The organism is Pseudoalteromonas sp. 1CM17D, assembly GCF_023161805.1.
GTDB classification, from domain to species: Bacteria; Pseudomonadota; Gammaproteobacteria; order Enterobacterales; family Alteromonadaceae; genus Pseudoalteromonas; species Pseudoalteromonas atlantica.
Map to the genome: position 1 here is coordinate 162,266 of NZ_JALNTP010000002.1, position 20,112 is coordinate 182,377.

At 41.8% G+C, this 20,112-nt stretch carries 20 protein-coding genes; 9 read left to right on the forward strand and 11 right to left on the reverse strand.

Annotated elements, in window-relative coordinates; translation table 11 throughout:
- The first annotated feature begins 154 nt into the window (after positions 1-154).
- The 6 genes from epd to MSC25_RS04445 all read left to right on the forward strand — a co-directional run bounded on the left by epd (position 155) and on the right by MSC25_RS04445 (position 7,444).
- Entirely contained in the window at positions 155-1,165 is a 1,011-nt protein-coding gene (gene epd / locus MSC25_RS04420) for an erythrose-4-phosphate dehydrogenase (RefSeq protein ID WP_004586080.1), read from the forward strand.
- 63 nt (positions 1,166-1,228) lie between these two features.
- Positions 1,229-2,404 carry a phosphoglycerate kinase gene (locus tag MSC25_RS04425; protein ID WP_004586081.1) on the forward strand — a complete coding sequence of 392 codons (1,176 nt, stop codon included), beginning with the start codon at positions 1,229-1,231 and terminating at the stop codon, positions 2,402-2,404.
- 203 nt (positions 2,405-2,607) lie between these two features.
- Positions 2,608-3,672 carry a class II fructose-bisphosphate aldolase gene (gene fba, locus MSC25_RS04430; protein WP_004586082.1) on the forward strand — a complete coding sequence of 355 codons (1,065 nt, stop codon included), beginning with the start codon at positions 2,608-2,610 and terminating at the stop codon, positions 3,670-3,672.
- Positions 3,673-4,307: 635 nt separating this feature from the next.
- Positions 4,308-4,997, forward strand: a complete 690-nt coding sequence (gene phoB, locus MSC25_RS04435) for a phosphate regulon transcriptional regulator PhoB (protein WP_004586083.1) — start codon at positions 4,308-4,310, stop codon at positions 4,995-4,997.
- A gap of 58 nt (positions 4,998-5,055) precedes the next feature.
- Entirely contained in the window at positions 5,056-6,363 is a 1,308-nt protein-coding gene (gene phoR, locus MSC25_RS04440; RefSeq protein ID WP_004586084.1) for a phosphate regulon sensor histidine kinase PhoR, read from the forward strand.
- A gap of 115 nt (positions 6,364-6,478) precedes the next feature.
- Positions 6,479-7,444: a phosphate ABC transporter substrate-binding protein PstS family protein gene (locus MSC25_RS04445; protein WP_004586085.1), complete on the forward strand. Its 966-nt coding sequence runs from the start codon at positions 6,479-6,481 to the stop codon at positions 7,442-7,444.
- A gap of 92 nt (positions 7,445-7,536) precedes the next feature.
- Here MSC25_RS04445 and MSC25_RS04450 read toward each other — a convergent pair whose 3' ends face one another.
- From MSC25_RS04450 to sfsA, 8 genes are all read right to left on the reverse strand, one after another.
- Positions 7,537-7,773: a hypothetical protein gene (locus MSC25_RS04450; protein ID WP_024033192.1), complete on the reverse strand. Its 237-nt coding sequence runs from the start codon at positions 7,771-7,773 to the stop codon at positions 7,537-7,539.
- Between the two features lie 30 nt (positions 7,774-7,803).
- Positions 7,804-8,652 carry a pantoate--beta-alanine ligase gene (gene panC / locus MSC25_RS04455; protein ID WP_248442755.1) on the reverse strand — a complete coding sequence of 283 codons (849 nt, stop codon included), beginning with the start codon at positions 8,650-8,652 and terminating at the stop codon, positions 7,804-7,806.
- Positions 8,652-9,446, reverse strand: a complete 795-nt coding sequence (gene panB, locus MSC25_RS04460) for a 3-methyl-2-oxobutanoate hydroxymethyltransferase (protein ID WP_248442756.1) — start codon at positions 9,444-9,446, stop codon at positions 8,652-8,654. Before panB ends, panC begins: the two co-directional genes overlap by 1 nt.
- Before the next feature lie 30 nt (positions 9,447-9,476).
- Positions 9,477-9,962, reverse strand: coding sequence for a 2-amino-4-hydroxy-6-hydroxymethyldihydropteridine diphosphokinase (gene folK / locus MSC25_RS04465; RefSeq protein WP_029773910.1), 486 nt, complete (start codon positions 9,960-9,962; stop codon positions 9,477-9,479).
- 4 nt (positions 9,963-9,966) lie between these two features.
- Positions 9,967-11,298, reverse strand: coding sequence for a polynucleotide adenylyltransferase PcnB (gene pcnB / locus MSC25_RS04470; RefSeq protein ID WP_248442757.1), 1,332 nt, complete (start codon positions 11,296-11,298; stop codon positions 9,967-9,969).
- A 234-nt stretch (positions 11,299-11,532) separates the two neighbouring features.
- Positions 11,533-12,477: a tRNA glutamyl-Q(34) synthetase GluQRS gene (gene gluQRS / locus MSC25_RS04475; RefSeq protein ID WP_248442758.1), complete on the reverse strand. Its 945-nt coding sequence runs from the start codon at positions 12,475-12,477 to the stop codon at positions 11,533-11,535.
- Positions 12,478-12,493: 16 nt separating this feature from the next.
- Positions 12,494-12,937, reverse strand: coding sequence for an RNA polymerase-binding protein DksA (gene dksA, locus MSC25_RS04480; RefSeq protein WP_004586092.1), 444 nt, complete (start codon positions 12,935-12,937; stop codon positions 12,494-12,496).
- 226 nt (positions 12,938-13,163) lie between these two features.
- Positions 13,164-13,880: a DNA/RNA nuclease SfsA gene (sfsA, locus tag MSC25_RS04485; RefSeq protein ID WP_248442759.1), complete on the reverse strand. Its 717-nt coding sequence runs from the start codon at positions 13,878-13,880 to the stop codon at positions 13,164-13,166.
- Positions 13,881-14,000: 120 nt separating this feature from the next.
- Here sfsA and pepB point away from each other — a divergent pair, with 120 nt between their 5' ends.
- Together pepB and MSC25_RS04495 are read left to right on the forward strand one after the other, a co-directional pair.
- Positions 14,001-15,296 (forward strand): aminopeptidase PepB, encoded by a 1,296-nt coding sequence (pepB, locus tag MSC25_RS04490; protein ID WP_248442760.1) that lies wholly within the window; start codon positions 14,001-14,003, stop codon positions 15,294-15,296.
- 182 nt (positions 15,297-15,478) lie between these two features.
- Positions 15,479-16,045 (forward strand): phosphoribosyltransferase family protein, encoded by a 567-nt coding sequence (locus tag MSC25_RS04495; protein ID WP_004586095.1) that lies wholly within the window; start codon positions 15,479-15,481, stop codon positions 16,043-16,045.
- Positions 16,046-16,187: 142 nt separating this feature from the next.
- Here the strand turns inward: MSC25_RS04495 and MSC25_RS04500 are convergent, their stop codons facing one another.
- Positions 16,188-16,844 (reverse strand): Crp/Fnr family transcriptional regulator, encoded by a 657-nt coding sequence (locus tag MSC25_RS04500; RefSeq protein WP_004586096.1) that lies wholly within the window; start codon positions 16,842-16,844, stop codon positions 16,188-16,190.
- A gap of 489 nt (positions 16,845-17,333) precedes the next feature.
- Between MSC25_RS04500 and MSC25_RS04505 the strand changes: the two genes are divergently transcribed.
- The gene (locus MSC25_RS04505) at positions 17,334-17,564 is read left to right on the forward strand and encodes a uroporphyrinogen decarboxylase (protein ID WP_248442761.1); all 231 of its coding nucleotides are present in this window, start codon (positions 17,334-17,336) and stop codon (positions 17,562-17,564) included.
- A gap of 50 nt (positions 17,565-17,614) precedes the next feature.
- Here the strand turns inward: MSC25_RS04505 and MSC25_RS04510 are convergent, their stop codons facing one another.
- On the reverse strand, positions 17,615-18,292 hold the full coding sequence (locus tag MSC25_RS04510; RefSeq protein ID WP_004586098.1) for a FlgO family outer membrane protein: 678 nt from the start codon (positions 18,290-18,292) through the stop codon (positions 17,615-17,617).
- 120 nt (positions 18,293-18,412) lie between these two features.
- The gene (locus tag MSC25_RS04515; protein ID WP_248442762.1) at positions 18,413-20,068 is read right to left on the reverse strand and encodes an amidohydrolase; all 1,656 of its coding nucleotides are present in this window, start codon (positions 20,066-20,068) and stop codon (positions 18,413-18,415) included.
- Positions 20,069-20,112 lie beyond the last annotated feature (44 nt).

Genomic DNA, 20,112 nt, shown 5'->3' on the forward strand with positions numbered 1-20,112 from the left:
CCCAAAAGTAGCCAAGTAAATTAGCTACTTTTGGGTTAATTTAAAGTTTCTAATCGCTCCCTCTTATAATAATGTTCAAGGTCGATTACAATACAGCCATCTAAAAGGCATCGATGCCTTTGTCTGCACGTAAAGAGAGTGGATTTTATATTTCATGGCAATCAAACTTGCAATTAATGGTTTTGGTCGTATTGGTCGAAATATTGTCCGCGCGTTGTACGAGTCAGGTTTGAGCGACGAGATAAAAATTGTTGCGATTAACGAACTTGCTGACCCTGAAGCTATTGCTCATTTATTAAAATACGACACGTCCCACGGTCGTTTTTCTTTTCCTGTAAAACTTGGTGAAGACACCATTAGCGTTGCAGGCGATACCATTGCACTATTTTGTGAAGAAAACCCAGTAGAATTACCTTGGCAAACCCTTGATGTAGATGTAGTGCTTGAATGTACCGGTGTTTATCACTCGCGCGAGCATGCACAATTACACATTACTGCGGGTGCTAAAAAGGTGTTGTTTTCGCACCCAGCTGATAACGATGTAGATGCCACCATTGTGTATGGCATTAACGACGATGAGCTCAAACGCGAGCACACTATTGTATCTAACGGCTCGTGTACTACAAATTGTGTGGTGCCTGTTATTAAAGTGCTAGATGATGCGTTTGGCATTGAATCGGGTGCTATTACCACTATTCACGCGTCGATGAACGATCAGCAAGTGATTGATGCGTACCATCATGATTTACGTCGTACCCGCGCTGCGAGTCAGTCTATTATTCCGGTTGATACAAAATTAGCACGAGGAATAGACCGCATTTTACCCAAATTTGAAGGGCGCTTTGAAGCCATTGCGGTTCGCGTGCCGACAATTAACGTAACGGCAATGGACTTAAGTGTTACAGTAAATGCCGATGTAGATTTAAAGGCGGTAAATACGGCACTTAAAGCCCAAGCAAAAGACCGCTTAGAAGGTATTTTAAGTTACACCGAAGAGCCATTGGTATCGGTTGATTTTAATCACGACCCACATTCTTGTATTATTGATGGCACGCAGACACGTGTTAGTCACAAACGCCTGATAAAGTTACTTGTTTGGTGTGATAACGAATGGGGTTTTGCCAATCGCATGCTAGATACAGCACGTGCGATGATGGCTAAGTAAGCATTTTATAATAATTTTAAAATTTATTTTTCAGGTTCAAGTATCGTTAACTAAGGAGATGTTATGTCGGTCATAAAAATGGCAGATTTAGATTTAAACGGCAAGCGCGTATTAATTCGTGAAGATTTAAATGTACCAGTTAAAGCAGGTAAAGTGACCTCAGATGCACGTATTCGTGCTGCACTGCCTACTATTAAGCTAGCTCTTGAAAAAGGCGCTAAAGTAATGGTTATGTCGCACCTTGGTCGCCCTACGGAAGGCGAGTACGATGACGAATTTTCACTTGCCCCTGTAGCCGATTACCTAAACGATGCACTTGAGCAAAATGTACGCCTTGAAAAAGACTACTTAAACGGCGTTGAAGTTGCCGATAACGAAGTGGTTGTATTTGAAAACGTACGATTTAATAAAGGCGAGAAGAAAAACGACGAAGCCTTATCAAAACAACTTGCTGCACTGTGTGATGTGTATGTAATGGATGCATTTGGCACCGCTCACCGCGCACAAGCGTCTACTCATGGCGTTGGCTTATTTGCAGATGTTGCCTGTGCTGGCCCGTTATTATCAGCAGAACTTGAAGCACTAGGTAAAGCACTAGATAACCCAGCACGCCCATTGGTGGCCATTGTAGGTGGTTCTAAAGTATCAACTAAATTAACCGTTTTAGACTCGCTTTCAACGATTGTAGATCAGCTTGTAACAGGTGGCGGTATTGCTAATACCTTTATTGCAGCTGCGGGTCATCCGGTTGGTAAATCACTTTATGAAGCTGATTTAATGGATGAAGCAAATCGTTTATGTGCAGCAGCTAAAGCAAACGATGGTGAAATTCCGGTACCGACTGATGTTGTGGTAGGTAATGAATTTTCAGACTCTGCAGTCGCTACGCTTAAAGATGTAAGCGAAGTAACAAGCGATGACATGATTTTTGATATTGGCCCTGATACAGCCAGCCAGCTTGCAAAAATTATTGCAAACGCCGGTACTGTTGTATGGAATGGCCCAGTTGGCGTATTTGAGTTTGATCAGTTTGGTAATGGTACACGTGCTATTGCCCAGGCAATTGCTAACTCTAATGCGTTTTCGATTGCAGGCGGTGGTGACACTTTAGCGGCAATTGATAAATACGGCATTGCCGATAAAGTATCTTACATTTCTACCGGTGGTGGTGCGTTCTTAGAGTTTTTAGAAGGCAAAAAACTTCCAGCAGTAGAAATGCTAGAGTCGCGCGCTAAATAATAAATTTTTAGCCGCATTAGGTGAGGGGAAACCCTCACCAACGATTAATTATTAAATACCTCTCACCCTTATTTAATAGTTAATTAAGACAAAACTAAGCAGTGTAAATTGCTTTATTTTGTGGCGCAGTGATTGCGTCAAACTAACATATCCGTTCAAACTAGATGGCAGGAGACTGCTGTCGATAAATTGGAGAATACCCAATGGCTTTAATCAGTATGCGACAACTTTTAGATCATGCAGCTGAACACGGTTACGGCGTTCCAGCCTTTAACGTGAATAACCAAGAGCAAATGCGCGCAATAATGGAAGCGGCTGATAAAACAAACAGCCCAGTAATTGTTCAAGGATCAGCAGGCGCACGTGCTTATGCTGGTGCTCCATTTATCCGCCACATGATTTTAGCAGCCGTTGAAGAATGGCCGCACATTCCAGTAGTAATGCACCAAGATCACGGTACCTCACCCGGTGTTTGCCAACGCTCAATTCAACTTGGCTTTTCATCAGTTATGATGGATGGCTCATTAATGACTGACGGAAAAACCCCATCAAGCTACGAATATAATGTAGAAGTAACACGCGAAACCGTGGCTATGGCACATGCTTGTGGCGTATCGGTAGAGGGCGAGCTAGGTGTACTTGGCTCACTTGAAACCGGTGAAGCGGGCGAAGAAGATGGTGTAGGCGCAGAAGGTAAACTAACTACTGATCAAATGCTTACCGACCCAGAAGAAGCCGCTGATTTTGTAAATAAAACCCATGTTGATGCCTTGGCAATTGCTTGTGGAACATCGCACGGTGCGTACAAATTTACGCGCCCACCCACAGATGACATTTTAGCGATTGATCGTATTAAAGAAATTCACGCACGTATCCCGAACACGCACTTAGTAATGCACGGATCGTCGTCTGTACCACAAGAATGGTTAGAGATCATAAATCAATACGGTGGCGAAATTCCTGAAACGTACGGTGTACCTGTTGAGCAAATTGTAGAAGGGATCAAATACGGTGTACGTAAAGTAAATATTGATACCGATTTACGCCTGGCTTCTACCGGTGCTATTCGCCGTCATATGGCGCTTAACCCATCTAACTTCGATCCGCGTAAATACCTAGCAGAAGCAACTAAAGCAATGACAGAGATTTGTGTTGCGCGTTACAACGCGTTTGGTACAGCTGGTCAAGCAGGTAAAATTAAGCCAATTTCACTTGATGACATGCACCTTAAATATTTAAGTGGTGAGTTAGACCCACAAATTAAATAATGATCTTTGATTAATAAATAGCGTTATAAAAACCAGCTGGCGTAATCTAGCTGGTTTTTTTATACCGCAAAGCACTGGGATCACTGTTGTACCAACTTAATAAAATGGGATCACTGATTTACTAACCGCCCCGCATTCGGATCATTTATTTACCAACTAGGCGCATAAATTTACGCCACGTTAGGCGCTCAATCAATCAGATCGTTTTTTATTTGTACAATAGATCAGATGCTTAGTTGTTTGACTAAGTATAACCGTGATCCCAAACCCGATCGGCTTAGTAAAAATCTGATCTTTTTATAGGCTGCTTAGTAAAAAACAGATCTATTTTTAACCACGTAATGACATCTTCCAGTGCAAACTCAGTTTCGTATCTGGTTTTTTTACTGTGTTAGTAAAGTAATGATCCCGCCATGAATATCTACTCAGAAATAAAACTGTCATCTTTTTGTAAATATGTTTTGATTAACCGTAATTTGCAAAATAGTTTTAAAAATATGACGTTAATGAGGTTTTTTGTCACTATTTTGTGTTTTTTTTACCAGGATTTTAATTTACACGTTACACTTTCATAAAAATGTCATACTTAGTCATAATAATGAAAACTAATTCGATAGCGTAAGAGATAATTTGGAATGTCACGTAAAGTACTAGTCGTAGATGATGAAGCTCCTATCAGAGAGATGTTAGTTTTTGTTTTAGAGCAAAATGGATTTCAAGCAATTGAAGCAGAAGATTACGATTCTGCAATTGCAGCTATGGTTGAACCATACCCAGATATGGTTTTACTCGATTGGATGCTACCAGGCGGTAGCGGTATTCAAATTGCTAAGCAATTTAAGCAAAGTGAATACACACGCCAAATTCCAATCATTATGCTTACAGCCCGCGGCGAAGAAGAAGACAAAGTACGCGGCCTAGAAGTGGGGGCAGATGACTACGTCACTAAACCTTTTTCTCCTAAAGAGTTAATGGCTCGTATTAAAGCGGTTATTCGCCGTGTATCGCCTACCTCATTAGAAGAAGCCATAGAAGTACATGGCTTGCGTTTAGACCCAATATCGCACCGCGTTACCTCTGAGGGGAGCGAGCTTGATATGGGCCCAACCGAATTTAGATTATTACATTTTTTTATGACTCACCCAGAGCGTGTTTATAGCCGTGAGCAACTGCTTGATCATGTTTGGGGAACTAATGTGTACGTAGAAGACCGTACAGTTGATGTGCACATACGTCGTTTACGCAAAGCGATTGCACCGCTGGGGCATGATCGCTTAGTACAAACAGTACGTGGTGCAGGTTATCGTTTTTCTAGTAAATTATAAGGTACCGCAGCTAGGGTGTGAGTACGCATAAATTACTACTCAAAGGTAAAGTGAGTGTATGTATCGAGTTATTAATAAACAGGCGTTAGTAAAACGTCTGTTTATCTATTTTTTACCCCTGTTATTAGTTGGTGTGCTTATTGGTGCACCTTTTTTGCTTTTATTTTTAGGCACTTCTTCTCTTTTAGTCTGGCATTATCATCAACTTTATCGCTTAAGCGATTGGCTTTTAAATCAACGTAGCTTTAACCCACCAGAGGGCGAGGGTGCGTGGGAACAAGTATTTGAAGGCATTTATCATTTACAGCATCGTAATCGTAAAAAACGCAATGAACTGGCCGATTTAATTCGTCGCTTTCGCGATGGAGCTGAAGCCGTACCCGATGCCGTAGTGGTGTTGCAAAGTGATTTAAGCATTGTTTGGTGTAACCAACTTGCACTTAAAGTATTGGGGCTACAATGGCCGACCGATCATGGTCAGCGCCTAGATAACCTAATACGCGAACCTAAATTTGCCAAGTACATGCTGCGCGGTGAATTTGAAGAGCCATTAGAGCTTGATAACGGGCATATTGTTGACCAAGTGCTTGAATTTAGGGTAATGCCGTATGCCAACACGCAGCTTATGGTGGTAGTACGTGATGTAACACGCCTAAAGCAGCTAGAGCAAATGCGCAAAGACTTTGTTGCCAATGTGTCGCATGAGCTGCGTACGCCGCTTACGGTTGTTACTGGTTACCTTGAAATGATGGATGGCGATATGATGCCACCGCCTGCAATGTGGAATAAAGCGCAAAATACCATGCTTGAGCAATGTAAGCGTATGGACAGCTTAGTTAATCAGCTTTTATCTCTTTCGCGTATTGAAGGGGCGCGCAGGCAAGACAACGACAAAGCCATTAATGTGCCGCAAATGCTCAACTACATTAAAACCGAAGCGCAGTCTATAAACCAAGATAAAGGCCACGAGCTTATTTTTGATATAGATAATGAGCTTGATATTAAAGGCTCTGAAGATGAGCTACGCAGTGCGTTTTCTAATTTAGTGTTTAACGCTATACATTACACTAAAGCGGGCGGAAAAATTGTTGTTACCTGGCAGCGTAAAGAGGGGCTTGCGCACTTTAGTGTAAATGATAATGGCGATGGTATTGCACCAGAGCATATAAATCGTTTAACTGAGCGCTTTTACCGCGTAGATAAAGCAAGGAGCCGCACAACCGGTGGCTCAGGTTTAGGCTTAGCAATTACTAAACATGTGCTTACACGTCACGATAGTAAATTAAATATAAGCAGTGAGCTTGGTAAAGGCTCGTGTTTTTCTTTCGACTTTTCAAAGGATAAGCTTGTTAACTTGGCAAGTTAAAGGCAATAAAAAGCAAAGTCATAAAAGTGTCATTTAAGAGTAATGTAACTGTCATCTACTCACTTTACAGTAGACGACAGTTAGGAAATGGGACGAACAAATCGGAGAACCCCACATGAAATTTAAAAACTTAGTTGCCGCAATGGGTGTGGCTGTTACAACATTAGTATCTGCACAGGCTGTTGCTCTTGACGACGCAATTCCTGAATATCAAAAAATTAACGGCGTTTCAGGTAACTTTTCATCTGTAGGCTCTGATACTTTAGCTAACATGATGACTTTTTGGGCTGAAGAGTACAAACGTATTTACCCAAATGTAAATATTCAAATTCAAGCGGCAGGTTCGTCTACTGCTCCACCAGCGCTTACCGAAGGCACCTCTAACATGGGTCCTATGAGCCGTAAAATGAAATCAAAAGAAATCGAAGCGTTTGAAAAACGCTACGGTTACAAGCCTACAGAAGTGCGTGTAGCGATTGATGCATTAGCGGTATTTGTACACAAAGATAACCCAATTGAAGGCTTACGTATTGACCAAGTAGATGCTATTTTTTCATCTACTCGTAAATGTGGTGCGTCTGAGCAAGTTAACCGCTGGAGCGATGTTGGCCTAACGGGCGACTGGGCTGCAAAAGACATTCAATTATACGGACGTAACTCTGTATCAGGTACTTACGGTTACTTTAAAAAGAAAGCACTGTGTAAAGGTGACTTCCGTAACAACGTAAATGAGCAACCAGGTTCAGCCTCTGTTGTACAGTCAATCTCATCTTCATTAAACGCGATTGGTTACTCAGGCATTGGTTACAAAACGTCGGGTGTACGTACGGTTCCTTTATCTAAAAAAGGCACTAACTACGTAGATGCAACGCTTGATAATGTTGCTAAAGGTAAATACCCACTTTCTCGTTTCTTATACGTTTACGTGAACAAGCACCCTAATAAGCCGCTTTCACCAATTGAAGCTGAGTTCTTAAAAATGGTACTTTCTAAAGACGGTCAAAAAATCGTTGAAAAAGATGGTTACGTACCACTATCTGCTAAGTTAGTAGAAGCAGAGCTTAAAAAGTTAGGTTTATAATTTAAGCCCAACCAATAAAAAAACCGCTCAATGAGCGGTTTTTTTGTGTGTAAAACTTTAAAGCGTAAAACAGACTAACTTACTAAAAGCGATTACAGATCAGTCAGCTTTTGCGCTTGTGCTTTACACTGATTATAGCTCTCTACACATTTGGCAGAGCACACTTGCTGTTTTAACCCTTTGTCAATCGATTGCTGATCGCAACTATTTTCGCACTGATAGTTTTGTTGTGCGCATTGGTTTAACTCAGGGTTTTTCACTTGATTTTGGCAAGCTGCTAACAATGAAAATGAAAGGGCGAGGGCACTCGTTTTAATAAATGTTTGCATGCTTATCCTTAACGTTGAACTGCGCTTTTGTTAAATCTCAACTTGTAAGTTGTCGATTAATCTAACATTGCCTAAAAAGGCGGCAGCTAAAATAACAAGTTGTGTATCATCAAGTGTAGCAGCTTTTAATGTATCTCGTTGAGCTATCTCAAAATAATCAGGCTTTAAGCCGGCTTGCTCTAAACTAAGCTGTGCGCTTTGCTCAAGTGCTTTGTAATCGGTATTACCTGCTTTGAGCTGCTCAGCGCAAGTGTTTAGTGTTTTAAATAATGCGGTAGCCGTGGCTTTTTGCTCTGCAGATAAATAGCCATTTCGCGAGCTCATAGCTAAGCCTGAAACTTCGCGCATGGTCGGTACACCAACAATTTCAACCGGAATTGATAAATCGCGTACCATGGTTTTAATCACTTGCAGCTGCTGAAAGTCTTTTTCGCCAAAGCATGCATAATCTGGTTGTACTAAATTAAATAACTTAGTCACTACCGTGGCAACGCCTCTAAAGTGTCCTGGGCGCGTGCCGCCACAATACCCCATAGATACTCCTGGTACATCTACAAAGCTTTGCTCACCAAGCCCATTTGGGTAAATGGTGTCTACGCTTGGGGTAAACACTATATCGGTGTTTAAGTCGGCTAAGCCTTGTTTGTCTTCGTTTAATGTACGCGGGTAGCTATCTAAATCTTCGTTGGCACCAAATTGCATTGGGTTGACAAAAATACTCACAACCACCTTATCGGCCATTGTTTTTGCTTTTTCAACCAATGAAAAGTGGCCGCGGTGCAAGTTGCCCATGGTTGGCACTAAAGCCACGCTTAAACCTGCTTGGCGCCAAGCTTTAATTTGACTACGTAATGATTTAATTTCAGTAATTGACTGCATTATTTAAACTCATGTTCGGCGCTTGGAAATGCGCCACTTTTAACGTCTGTACAATATTTTTTAACTGCATCTGGCATGTTGCCAGTTTCCAGTAAAAAGTTTTTAGAAAATTTAGGAATGTATCCTGCCGAAATACCGACTAAGTCGTGCATTACCAGTATTTGGCCATCCGTTACATTACCTGCGCCAATACCTATGGTAGGAATGGTGACGGCATCGGTAATGCGTTTAGCGAGAACACTTGGGATACACTCAAGCACTAATAATTGGGCACCTGCGGCTTCTAGGGCTTTTGCATCATCAATCATTTTTTGCGCTTTGTCGTCTTCGCGGCCTTGAATTTTAAAGCCACCAAATACGTGTACTGATTGCGGCGTTAATCCTAAATGGCCGCAAACAGGAATACCTTGCTGCGTTAAACTTTTAATGCTGTCGTAAAGCCATTCACCGCCTTCAAGTTTTACCATATTAGCGCCTGAACGCATTAACTCTGCTGCATTTTTACAGGTGTCGCTAACGTTTGAATAGCTCATAAAGGGCATATCGGCTATTACAAAAAGCTCACGGCTGCCACCGCGTACACAGCGGGTATGATAGGCTATATCTTGATTGGTTACGCCTAGGGTATCGTCGCCACCTTGCAGCACCATGCCCAAAGAATCGCCAACTAAAATAACGTCCACACCGTTATCATGAAATAACTTAGCAAAACTGGCATCGTAAGCGGTTAATGCGGTGATTTTGTTATTTTCTGCTTTCATTTTATTTAAAGTAGAAACGGTTATTTTAGACATAATATCCTCGCAGGCATAAGCCTTGGTTAATTACAGAGGTAATTGTTGTAAGTCGTTGAGCGGTAAGTCTTGCGCAATGGTTTTTAATGCAATGCCGCTTGGTAAAATCAGTTCTGGGGCAAGCTCAAGTAAAGGGTAAACTACAAACTCACGTTCGCACAGGCCATAATGTGGCACAGTTAAGCGCTGGGTATTAATCACTTGCTGACCAAACAGTAAGGTATCTATATCGAGCGTACGCGGCCCCCAACGTTCGGCTTTTCTTACCCGCCCATGTTCAAGCTCTATGGCTTGAGTTAAATCAAGTAATTGCTCAGGTTCAAGCGCGGTTTTAATACACGCGACGGCATTTACATAGTCGGGTTGATCTTGTGGGCCCATTGGTTTGCTTGCATAGTAATGCGATACACTTATAAATTCACAATGAGGCAGCTTTTTAAGCGCACAAACGGCGTTATCAAGCTGCTCTTTGGGTGAGTTTAGGTTGGCACCTAAACCCAAATATACACACTGCATGCAATTACTCGGCTGGCTTTTTAGTGGTACGGCGGCGCGGACGTTTACGTGGTTTTGGCCCACCTTGGTGGCCTAGGTTTTTTACCATTTCTTTTTGGCCATTAATATCTAGGCTCAAGTATTGTGTCCACCACTGGGCAAGCTCACTATGTTGGTGCTCACCGGCATCCACACGTAATAATAAAAAGTCATAAGCGGCTTTAAATCGTGGCTGCTGGGTAAGTCTGTAAGCGCGTTGGCCGGCACGTTTATCTAAACGTTGCTGTATATGCCAAATGTCGCGTGCGCCTAAGGTAAAGCGTTTAGGTACTGCAATATGCTGGGCATTTTCGCTCAGTACTTTATTCATGGCTTGAGCAAAGGCATCAAAGTAAGACAGCTGTTCTTGTTGTTTAATTTTATTTGTGCGCTCAAGCAGCGGAAACCACATTAAAGCAGCAAATATAAACGCAGGCGTTACTTTTTTATCTGCATTAATGCGTTTATCGGTGTTTTGAAACATTTGCTGAATAAACGCCGCTTCTAAGCCGTCAGGGTTTTTATCTAAAATTTTATCAAGCACCGGAAATAACGACTTAAACAAGCCGTATTGGCGTAGCATTAAATAGTTAGCTTCGGCTTTACCGTTTAAAAACAGCTTTAGAACTTCTTCAAATAAACGCGCTGGCGGTATGTTATCAAGTAGGCTGGCAAGCGCAGTAATTGGCTTTTCGCTTTTTGGCGCTATGCTCATATCAAGCTTAGTTGCAAAGCGTACCGCACGTAGCATACGTACAGGGTCTTCGCGGTAGCGTGTTTCTGGGTCGCCAATTAACTCAATTTGTTTTGCTTGTATAGCCGCTAAGCCATTGGCGTAATCGTATATACAAAAATCGTTAATAGAGTAATACAGCGCGTTGATAGAAAAATCACGGCGCTCGGCGTCTTCTTCAATGCTACCAAACACGTTATCGCGCAGTAACTGCCCGTGCTCGCTTGATTGGCTAATTTGGTTTTTGTCTTCTTGCGCTTCGTGGTGCCCACGCATGGTGGCTACTTCTATAATTTCGCGACCAAAAACAATATGTGCTAATCGAAAACGACGACCAATTAGGCGGCAATTTCTAAATAGTTTTTTAACTTGCTCTGGGGTGGCATTGGTAACAACGTCAAAGTCTTTTGGTTGTTGACCTAACAATATATCGCGAATACAACCACCTACAAGGTAAGCGTCGTAACCACCGTCTTTTAAACGGTAAAGTACTTTGATTGCATTTGGGCTAAATTGTTTACGTGAAATACCATGTTCGCCGCGTGTTACAACAACCGGTTCATCACTTGTTTGAGTGCTTTGCACATCGGCATTTGGGCCGATTATTTGCCTGCAAAATTGAAAAAGCTTGGAAATAATAATCTGTCTCCTACAGAAATGATGATTGGCTGGTCATCGCAATCAAAAAGCACATAAATTAGGTATTATAGTGCGGTGCTTTGTATTTATTGTAAATAGCCTCTATTTAGGCGGCTATCATATACCAGCGCGGTATAAAAATTAAGTTGATGGACTGAAATTAAGCCGTTTTTAAGTTTTTTATTTGCTTAAATGCGTAAATTTAGTGCTGTTTGGATGCTGACCTTGCGAAATTTGAATTTCGGGTATGTTTGGCACCGTTGTTAAGCTAAATTCGTTAATAGCCCACGTAATTAATTGCTCTACAGACAAATCATTCAATTGGCTATGTACAGGTAAGTTTAAAAATTCAAACGCATCAATAAGCGCAGGTTTTGGATTGTCTGTGCTAATAGCGGGCGCATAATTTTGTTTAGAGAGTTTAAAACCAGGCTCGGCCACCACAAGGGGTAAATGTGCGTATTGGGGGATGGGCGCATTAAGCTGTTTAAATAAACTGATTTGCCTTGCTGTAGGCTCGATTAAATCGGCGCCACGTACCACACGATTAATACCTTGCTCAATGTCATCAATAACCACCACTAGTTGGTAGGCAAATAATCCGTCACTGCGCTTTATTATGTAATCTTCATGGGCTAATGCACTATTTACAGTAATATCGCCTTGAATCAAATCGTTAAAATGGCATGTTGGGTGCTGTTGGCTAAGACGAAGTGCGCCTTGCTCTGTTGATAAGTTAAGCGTTTTGCAGTGACCTTGGTAAATGCCACCCATGGCTTTTATTTGTTTGCGAGAACAGCGACAACCATATACACATTGTTGGTGGATCAGCTTATTTGTTACCTCTTGATAAAGAGGTAGGCGCTGAGTTTGATAAACAACGGATTCGTCCCAGTAAAGGCCGTAGGCTTGTAAGGTATTTAGAATATTGGTGTCGGCATTTTTAACCACGCGGGTGGTGTCTATGTCTTCAATGCGCACTAACCATTTACCCTGATTTACTTTAGCATCAAGGTAGCTGCCCACAGCCGCCACAAGTGAGCCAAAGTGAAGTGGCCCAGAAGGAGACGGTGCAAATCGACCGCGATAGTCACGCTTTGGCGTGGTAACGGCTGTAGGAGACATAGTTAACTAATTTTAATTAACCGCGCCCAGCTTGTTTTTCTTTAATTTCTGCAAGGGTTTTACAGTCTACGCATAAATCTGCAGTTGGACGCGCCTCTAAACGACGAATACCAATTTCGATTCCGCATGACTCACAAAAGCCAAAATCATCTTCTTTAATTAAGATAATTGTTTTTTCAATTTTTTTGATCAGTTTACGTTCGCGGTCGCGAGTACGAAGTTCTAAAGAGAACTCTTCTTCTTGCGCAGCGCGGTCAACTGGATCAGGAAAGTTGGCAGCTTCGTCTTGCATATGCGATTTCGTGCGGTCAACTTCATTACGTAAGTCGTTACGCCACGCTTCTAAAATCGCTTTAAAATGAGCACGTTGTGCTTCATTCATATACTCTTCGCCCGGCTTTTCTTGGTATGGTTCTAAACCGGCTTGAGCCAATAAACCATGTCTTTGTTGGTCTGGCATAACTCTCTCCTAAATCCTTAATTTAATGCCTCAGCATTAGCCGGCGGTATAAATAGCAGAATCTTATACCCTAGGCAAATTTATTTTTTAATTAATCGAATTAGCTTCAACCAGTGTGTTGACTAAAAAGGCTCATATTTTGATTTTGATGCTTTATTAATCGTTATTTCGGTATTTAAACTTGCCTAGTTATATGGGCATAAAGTTTAAAAGCAAGTTAAATTTTTTATTTAAAGGTCACTTTCTCACTAAGCGTTACTTCACTTGGCGAAATAGATGCCTTATAAGCGTATACCTCCACGCCTTTTTTAATCGCGTGGTTTAATAAGTCGCTGTATTTTTTATCTATGTGGCTTGCTGCACTCACCGTATTAATACCTTGGTGTAAAACAGCGAATAGTAATACTGCGCGGTGGCCTTGTTCGATCATTTCTATTAATTCGCGAATGTGTTTTTGCCCACGCACGGTTTGCGCATCCGGAAAGTAGCCTTGCCCACTTTGTGGTGCGGTTTCGCTTAACAAGGTGACTGATTTTACCTCTACATAGCAAGCGGGTTTATTGTCACTGGTGAGTAAAAAGTCGATACGGCTGTTTTCGCTGCCGTATTTTACTTCACTTTGAAGCTGCTCATAGCCGTTAAGCTCTGTAATAACCTGGTTGTTGATAGCCTCTTCGACCACTTTATTTGCCACGGCGGTATTAACACATATTAATTGCGAGAGGGAGTTTTGAGTGAGCTCTAACGACTGAGGGTATTTCCGTTTACTGTTATCGCTGGTTGAATAAAAAGCGCTAAAACCTGGCTCTGCGCAACCTGTCATTTTACCGGTGTTGGCGCAGTGGGCGGTAAATTCAGTTCCATCGTTAAGTTGGAGATCGGCTAAAAAGCGTTTATAGCGTTTTAATAACGTGGCGGGCTGTAAAGCTGGGGTGTATTTCATTTAAATTCCAATGCTAAACGCTGCAGATGCGTTGGTTTATGTTATTTATCTCAAGCTGTTGGGAACTTGTACTCACTATAGTAAACTCGGTGGCACATTTAAGTGTAAGGGTATTCTAACATGAGTGAAAAATTTGTTGTTCAACTAAGCGAGCAAGCAGCACCAAGCCATTGGGGCGAAAACGCGGCGTTGTCTTTTAACGAGCAAGGCGCAACGGTTCATTTATCTGAGCAAGAAACATTAAAAAATGTTCAAAAAGCGGCGCGAACAATTGCAAGTCAAGGTGTTAAACAGGTTGAGCTTGCGGGCGATACATGGTGCACAGAAAGCCAATGGGCTTTTTACCAAGGTTTTGTAACACCTAAATCATTACATGGTGTTGAATTTGTTGATAACGCACAGTCAGATCTAACCGAGCTTGCGCATTTAAAAGCCTCAGCTACGTGGGCACGAGAAATGGTAAACGGCACAGCCGATGACATTTACCCTGAGAGCCTTGCTGAAAAAGCCGCCGAATTTATTCAATCGTTAGCGCCTGAACACGTAAGCTACCAAATTATTAAAGGCGATGCGTTATTAGAGCAACAGTGGATTGGTATTCATGCTGTGGGCCGTGGCTCTGAGCGTCCACCTGTTTTACTTGAGCTTGATTACAACCCAACAGGCGATGAAAACGCACCGGTAAGCGCAGCGCTTGTAGGTAAAGGTATTACGTTTGACTCTGGCGGTTACTCAATTAAATCTAGCGAAGGTATGCTAGGAATGAAGTGCGACATGGGTGGCGCGGCAACGGTAACAGCGGGTTTAGCACTGGCTATTAACCGCGGTATAGAAAAACGCATTAAGCTATTTTTATGCTGTGCAGAGAACTTAATTTCGGGCCACGCTTACAAACTAGGTGATATTTTAACCTACAAAAATGGCACAACCGTTGAAATTGTAAACACCGATGCTGAAGGGCGTTTAGTGCTTGCCGATGGCCTAATGGCTGCAGGCGAAACTGGCGCAGAGCTAATCATAGATGCGGCAACACTAACCGGTGCTGCACTAGTGGCTGTAGGTCAAGAGTACAACGCATTATTTGCCCTTGATAAAGAGCTGGTACGCGAAGTAGAAGACTTTGCATCGCAAGAAATGGAAGCTGCATGGCCTCTTCCGCTTGAAAAATGGCACCAGCAAAACTGCCCATCTCCATATGCTGATACGGCAAATAGCCGCGCTCAAAAAGGTGGCGGTTACGGCGGCGCATCAAATGCAGCAGGCTTTTTATCTCGCTTTGTACCAAACGATGGTAAAGGTTGGGTACACATTGATTTAGCTGCAGCATTTAATATGGGTAGCACTAGCCAATGGGCTGCAGGTGCAACTACGCAAGGTATGCGCACAGTGGCACGTACATTGTTAGAAAAAGCTTAATAGTACGTAACTAGGCGTTTAATACATAAAATAGGCACCAATTGGTGCCTATTTTGCTATTTGCAGGCAAGCAATTTATTTTTATTTACGGTAAAATCCTTCGCCAATACCTGTTTGGGTGTTTAATTATTGGCTAAAGTGCCTACACTCAAATGTTATACTCACCACTGGGGTTCTAAACTATGTCAGATAAGTGCTACATCACAGCTCAACAGCTACTTGAAGATTCATTCCGCGTAGCGGCACAAGTTTATAAAGATGGCTTTCGTCCAGACTTTATAATTGGTATTTGGCGAGGTGGTGCACCTATTGGTATTGCTGTGCAAGAATACTACGATTACAAAGGCATTGAGACTGATCACATTGCGGTGCGTACGTCGTCTTATTACGGTATTGGCAAGCAATCTAAAGAAATAAAAGTACACGGCCTACACTACATTGTAGAAAACGCTAATGCTGGTGACTCACTGCTTATTGTTGATGATGTGTTTGATTCTGGCCGCAGTATATTTGCACTAAAAGAAAAGCTTTCTGAGCTTATGCGCTTAAATTTACCACGCGATATTCGTGTGGCATGTCCGTACTATAAGCCTAAAAACTCAAAAGTAGAGATGGTGCCAGATTACTTTATTCATGAGTCAGAAGAGTGGTTAGTGTTCCCGCATGAGTTATCGGGTTTAACGCCAGATGAAATAATTGAAGGTAAATCTGATTTAGTAAATATCCAAGATATTTTATTAGATAAGTAATTGCCAAAGCGTTAAGTAGGAGTTTATTTGCGCGGGGGCGTGTTTGTGTACTCGTTTTAAATAAATTACTGCTATAGCGCAGTGCTAATAAATACCATAAAAACTAAAAAAGGCCATTACGGCCTTTTTTTGTGTCTGTTTTTTACAGCTGCGCAAAACTGTCTACGTAATCACTTAAACTTTGTGTATCGACCGCTTTTAGCCCATGGGAGCTGCGCTGCACTAAGCCTTTTTCAACAAGCTCGGTAACTACGCGACGATAAGCTCGCTCAGTGGTTGCAAAGCGCTCTGCTTCGGCGTTAACGGTTGGGTATGCGCGCAGTAGCGTTGGGTTATTGTTCTCGGCGCGTAGTAAGCAGTCTTTAGCTATGTTGTAGCTTAAAGGCAGCAGTAACTTATCTAAATTAATTTTTTGGTTTTCTTGAAACTTAGCCGCAATGGTTTGCGCGGTATATAAGCTCAGCTCTGGCTTTTCGAGTAGTAATGCTCGCCAGTGGCGAAGCTCTATTAAATTATAGGTTACATCGCTAAAACAGGTGACCGTATAAATACATGGGTTATTGTTTAATGCTTCTATTTCACCAATTAGGGTGTTGTTGCAATCTAATTGGCCTAATAATAGGCGGCGTCCGTTACCTACATCATAACTAAATGAAATAGTACCGCTGCGCACCAGCACAAGTTTACTAAGTGGTTGATCTTGGTGGATCAGCACTTCTTTTTTTGATTGTTGATAGCTACTCCCTGCAAAAGTGAGTAATTGTTCAACAAGGTAACTAGAAAAATGGTATTGAAACATCAATATGCTCTTCGGACAATTGTCCTATTTATTACACCTTAATGACGATATTATTAAGGCTCTAAGAATTTACGCTAACTTGCTACTGTATTTAGCCTTGCTAAGTACGTAATACCTTCATTTCCCGTGTAATGATTTAGGAAGCTATTGGCTACAACCAATATACTTTTTAAGGTTTTTTAAGCAAGTTAGTTTTTTTATTTTATACCAATCTGCCTAATAATTAAGTGATCAATTTTAAGGCTAGGAAAGCGTGTTGATAGCTAGGCAAAAAATAGCTATTTAGTCGTTCTCGGCAATTGCTCCTGCATTGCTCTACCTTCTGCATCCATGCAGTCGTAAATGAACATTTTTTAACACAGGTAGCGACACGTTTAGCCCCACAAAATGATTGAGTATTATTGCGAATTGGTATTAAACGTTGTAACACTGACACGTGCCACACGTTAGCATTGGCGTAATGCTAACCTAAAGGGTAGGAGAGAACAATTGAGTTGGGAATATTTAGGTTATATTGCATCAGCTTTCTTGGTTGCATCGTTAACAATGACCGATGTAGTAAAACTGCGTTGGTATAATATGTTTGGTTGTATTGTATTTACTATTTACGGTGTGGCTATTGGTGCAATGCCTGTTGCGTTTACTAATGGCTTATTAGCGCTGGTAAATATGTACCATATTGTAAAGCTCTACCGGCAGCCTAAAGTCAAAGAAGCGTGAAGCTAAAAATTCAAAAAAAGGGTTAACATTTAAGTTAACCCTTTTTTGTTTTAAAGCACCGCGTCTAAAACAATGCCATCAGTTCTACGAGTTGGATAAAGTGACTCAACAACAAAGCTTGGGATAAATCCTTTAGCCGATGAGACCACTACTTTAGACTTTGCCCCAATAATACGAGCGTTAACTATTACACCACGATTCGTGTAAGTTAGAGTGCCTGATAAAGTGTATTCAATATGTGGGTAACCTTTAATTTCTTTACCATTACGACTAAACGAGAAATCACCTAACGGGGTTACATGCACAGCGCCTGTGTGTTTGTAATCAACTACCGATAAGCCAAACTCCTGCATTTCAGTAATAAAGCTTTCAGCCAAGTGATTACCAAATATATTTGTGGTTTGTAAATTGTCATCTAAGTTCACAAACGAAGTAATTGCAACAGGCGTCCCACTGTTGATGTAGTTCATATTTTCAATCAGCTTCATTGCTAATTGTTCTGTATAGTTACTTAATAATTTACTGCTGTTAATAGGGCGGTAGTTATTTTCTGGGAACTGCCAGTTATTTACGCGTGGCTGATGAACGTCTGTGTAACGATTATGGCTATTGTGATGGCCAATATTATTATGCGAAGCGTGGCCGTTATAAACTGGGTGAGTAGAGCATGCACTAAGTGATAAAGTAAAAAGAGCCGATAAAGTAAGCGATAGTTTTTTTGAAAACATGTTTTCTTCCTGAAACATAAGAGATTTTTTAAATTCCCTCACTTATCGACACACTTTTTAATTACTTTAGTAAATATCCATAATTACTTTGTTTATTTTTAAGTTTGTATGCTTTATAAGCTATTCTTTTTTAAAGCGTAATTCTCCAGCTACCCAAGTCTGTAAAACCTGTGTTTTATAAATCTCATCGACAGGGGCTTTAAAGTAGTCTTTGTCTATTAAAATAAAGTCTGCCCATTTTCCGTTTTCTAAGCTGCCTATTTTAAACTCTTGGTGTGCTGCATACGCGCCGCCGAGGGTAAACGCTCTTAGGGCTTGTTCGCGGCTTAGCACTTCGCTTGCGCGCCAGCCGTTCTCAGGCAGCATATTATGATCCATACGGGTAATGGCTGAATACAAGCCATCAAAAGGGTTTGCCAGCTCTACTGGGTAGTCAGAGCCTGCTGCAATCACAGAGCCTTGCTTTAAAAATGTTTGCCATGCATATGCACCTTGTAATTGGTTATCGGTCAAGCGCTGCTGAGCCATATGCATATCTGAGGTGGCATGCACAGGCTGCATAGATGGAATGATTTTAAGTGCTTTAAAGCGCGGAATGTCATCAGGGGTGACTATTTGCGCGTGTTCAATGCGGTTACGCAGTAACATACCGCCCGTTTGCTTAAACACGTTTTGATACGCATCAAGTACCACTTTATTTGCCTTATCACCAATTGCATGAGTGTTGGCGCTAAAGCCATTTTTGAAGCTTAAAGTAAATAATTCTTCAAGCTTGGCTTGGGTTTCTAGCATCAGACCGTGGTGGTTTTTTCTATCTGCGTAGTCATCAATTAGCGCAGCCCCGCGCGAGCCTAATGCGCCATCGGCATATACTTTTACACTGCGGATAGACATAAACGATGCAGCATCTTGATAGCGCCCTGCCTTAAGCATGTGCTTTAAATCAGGGCTAGCAGCACTTAGCATGGCGACTATTCTTAGTGGCAAATTACCTTGCTCGCTGCGCTCTTTGTAAACTTCCCAGGTGGTTTTATCAATACCGGCATCGTGAGTAGAGGTAATGCCTAAGCTTAATAAGTGCGCGCCTGCGGCATCTAGCGAGTCGCTTATAGCTTGTTTTGAAGGAGCGCTCATATGCTGGGTAATTAACGACTCGGCCTTATCAACAAAAATACCGGTTGGATTCCCAAATTCATCTTTTATAATCTCGCCGCCGTCAGGGGCTTGAGTGGCTGCGGTAATACTGGCCAGCTCTAAGGCTTTGCTGTTAACCCAAATTGCATGGCTGTCAACGCGCGAAAGTACCACTGGGCGGTCATTGACTACTTTGTCTAAGTCTTTGGCGGTAGGAAAGCGCGTGTCGCTCCACAGCTCTTGGTTCCAGCCTCGCCCTAATACCCAGCCTTGTTTATTTTTCGCAAATTGCTCTAATTTTGTGGTTATTTCATCGACCGATTTAGCGCCGCGTACATCAAGTTGCGATAAGTTATCGCCAAGGCCAATTACATGCCCGTGAGCGTCAATCAACCCTGGCAGTAACGTATTACCTTTGGCATCAATAAGCTTGGCATCAGGAAAAGTGTTTTTAAGCGTATCATCTCCAGTTTTAACAACTTTACCGTTTTTAATCACTAAAGTAGAAAACGTTTGAATACCACCTTGGTATAAGGGAGTGTAACCATTAGCGTTGTAAATGACCTGCGTTTGCGCAATCGCAGTGCTGCTTACAAATAAGCCGGCAAGCAGTAGTGGGTTAAATAGTTTTTTGAGTTGCATAAGTTGGTTATTTTTTATTGTTAGTAAAATAACACTAGCAAACT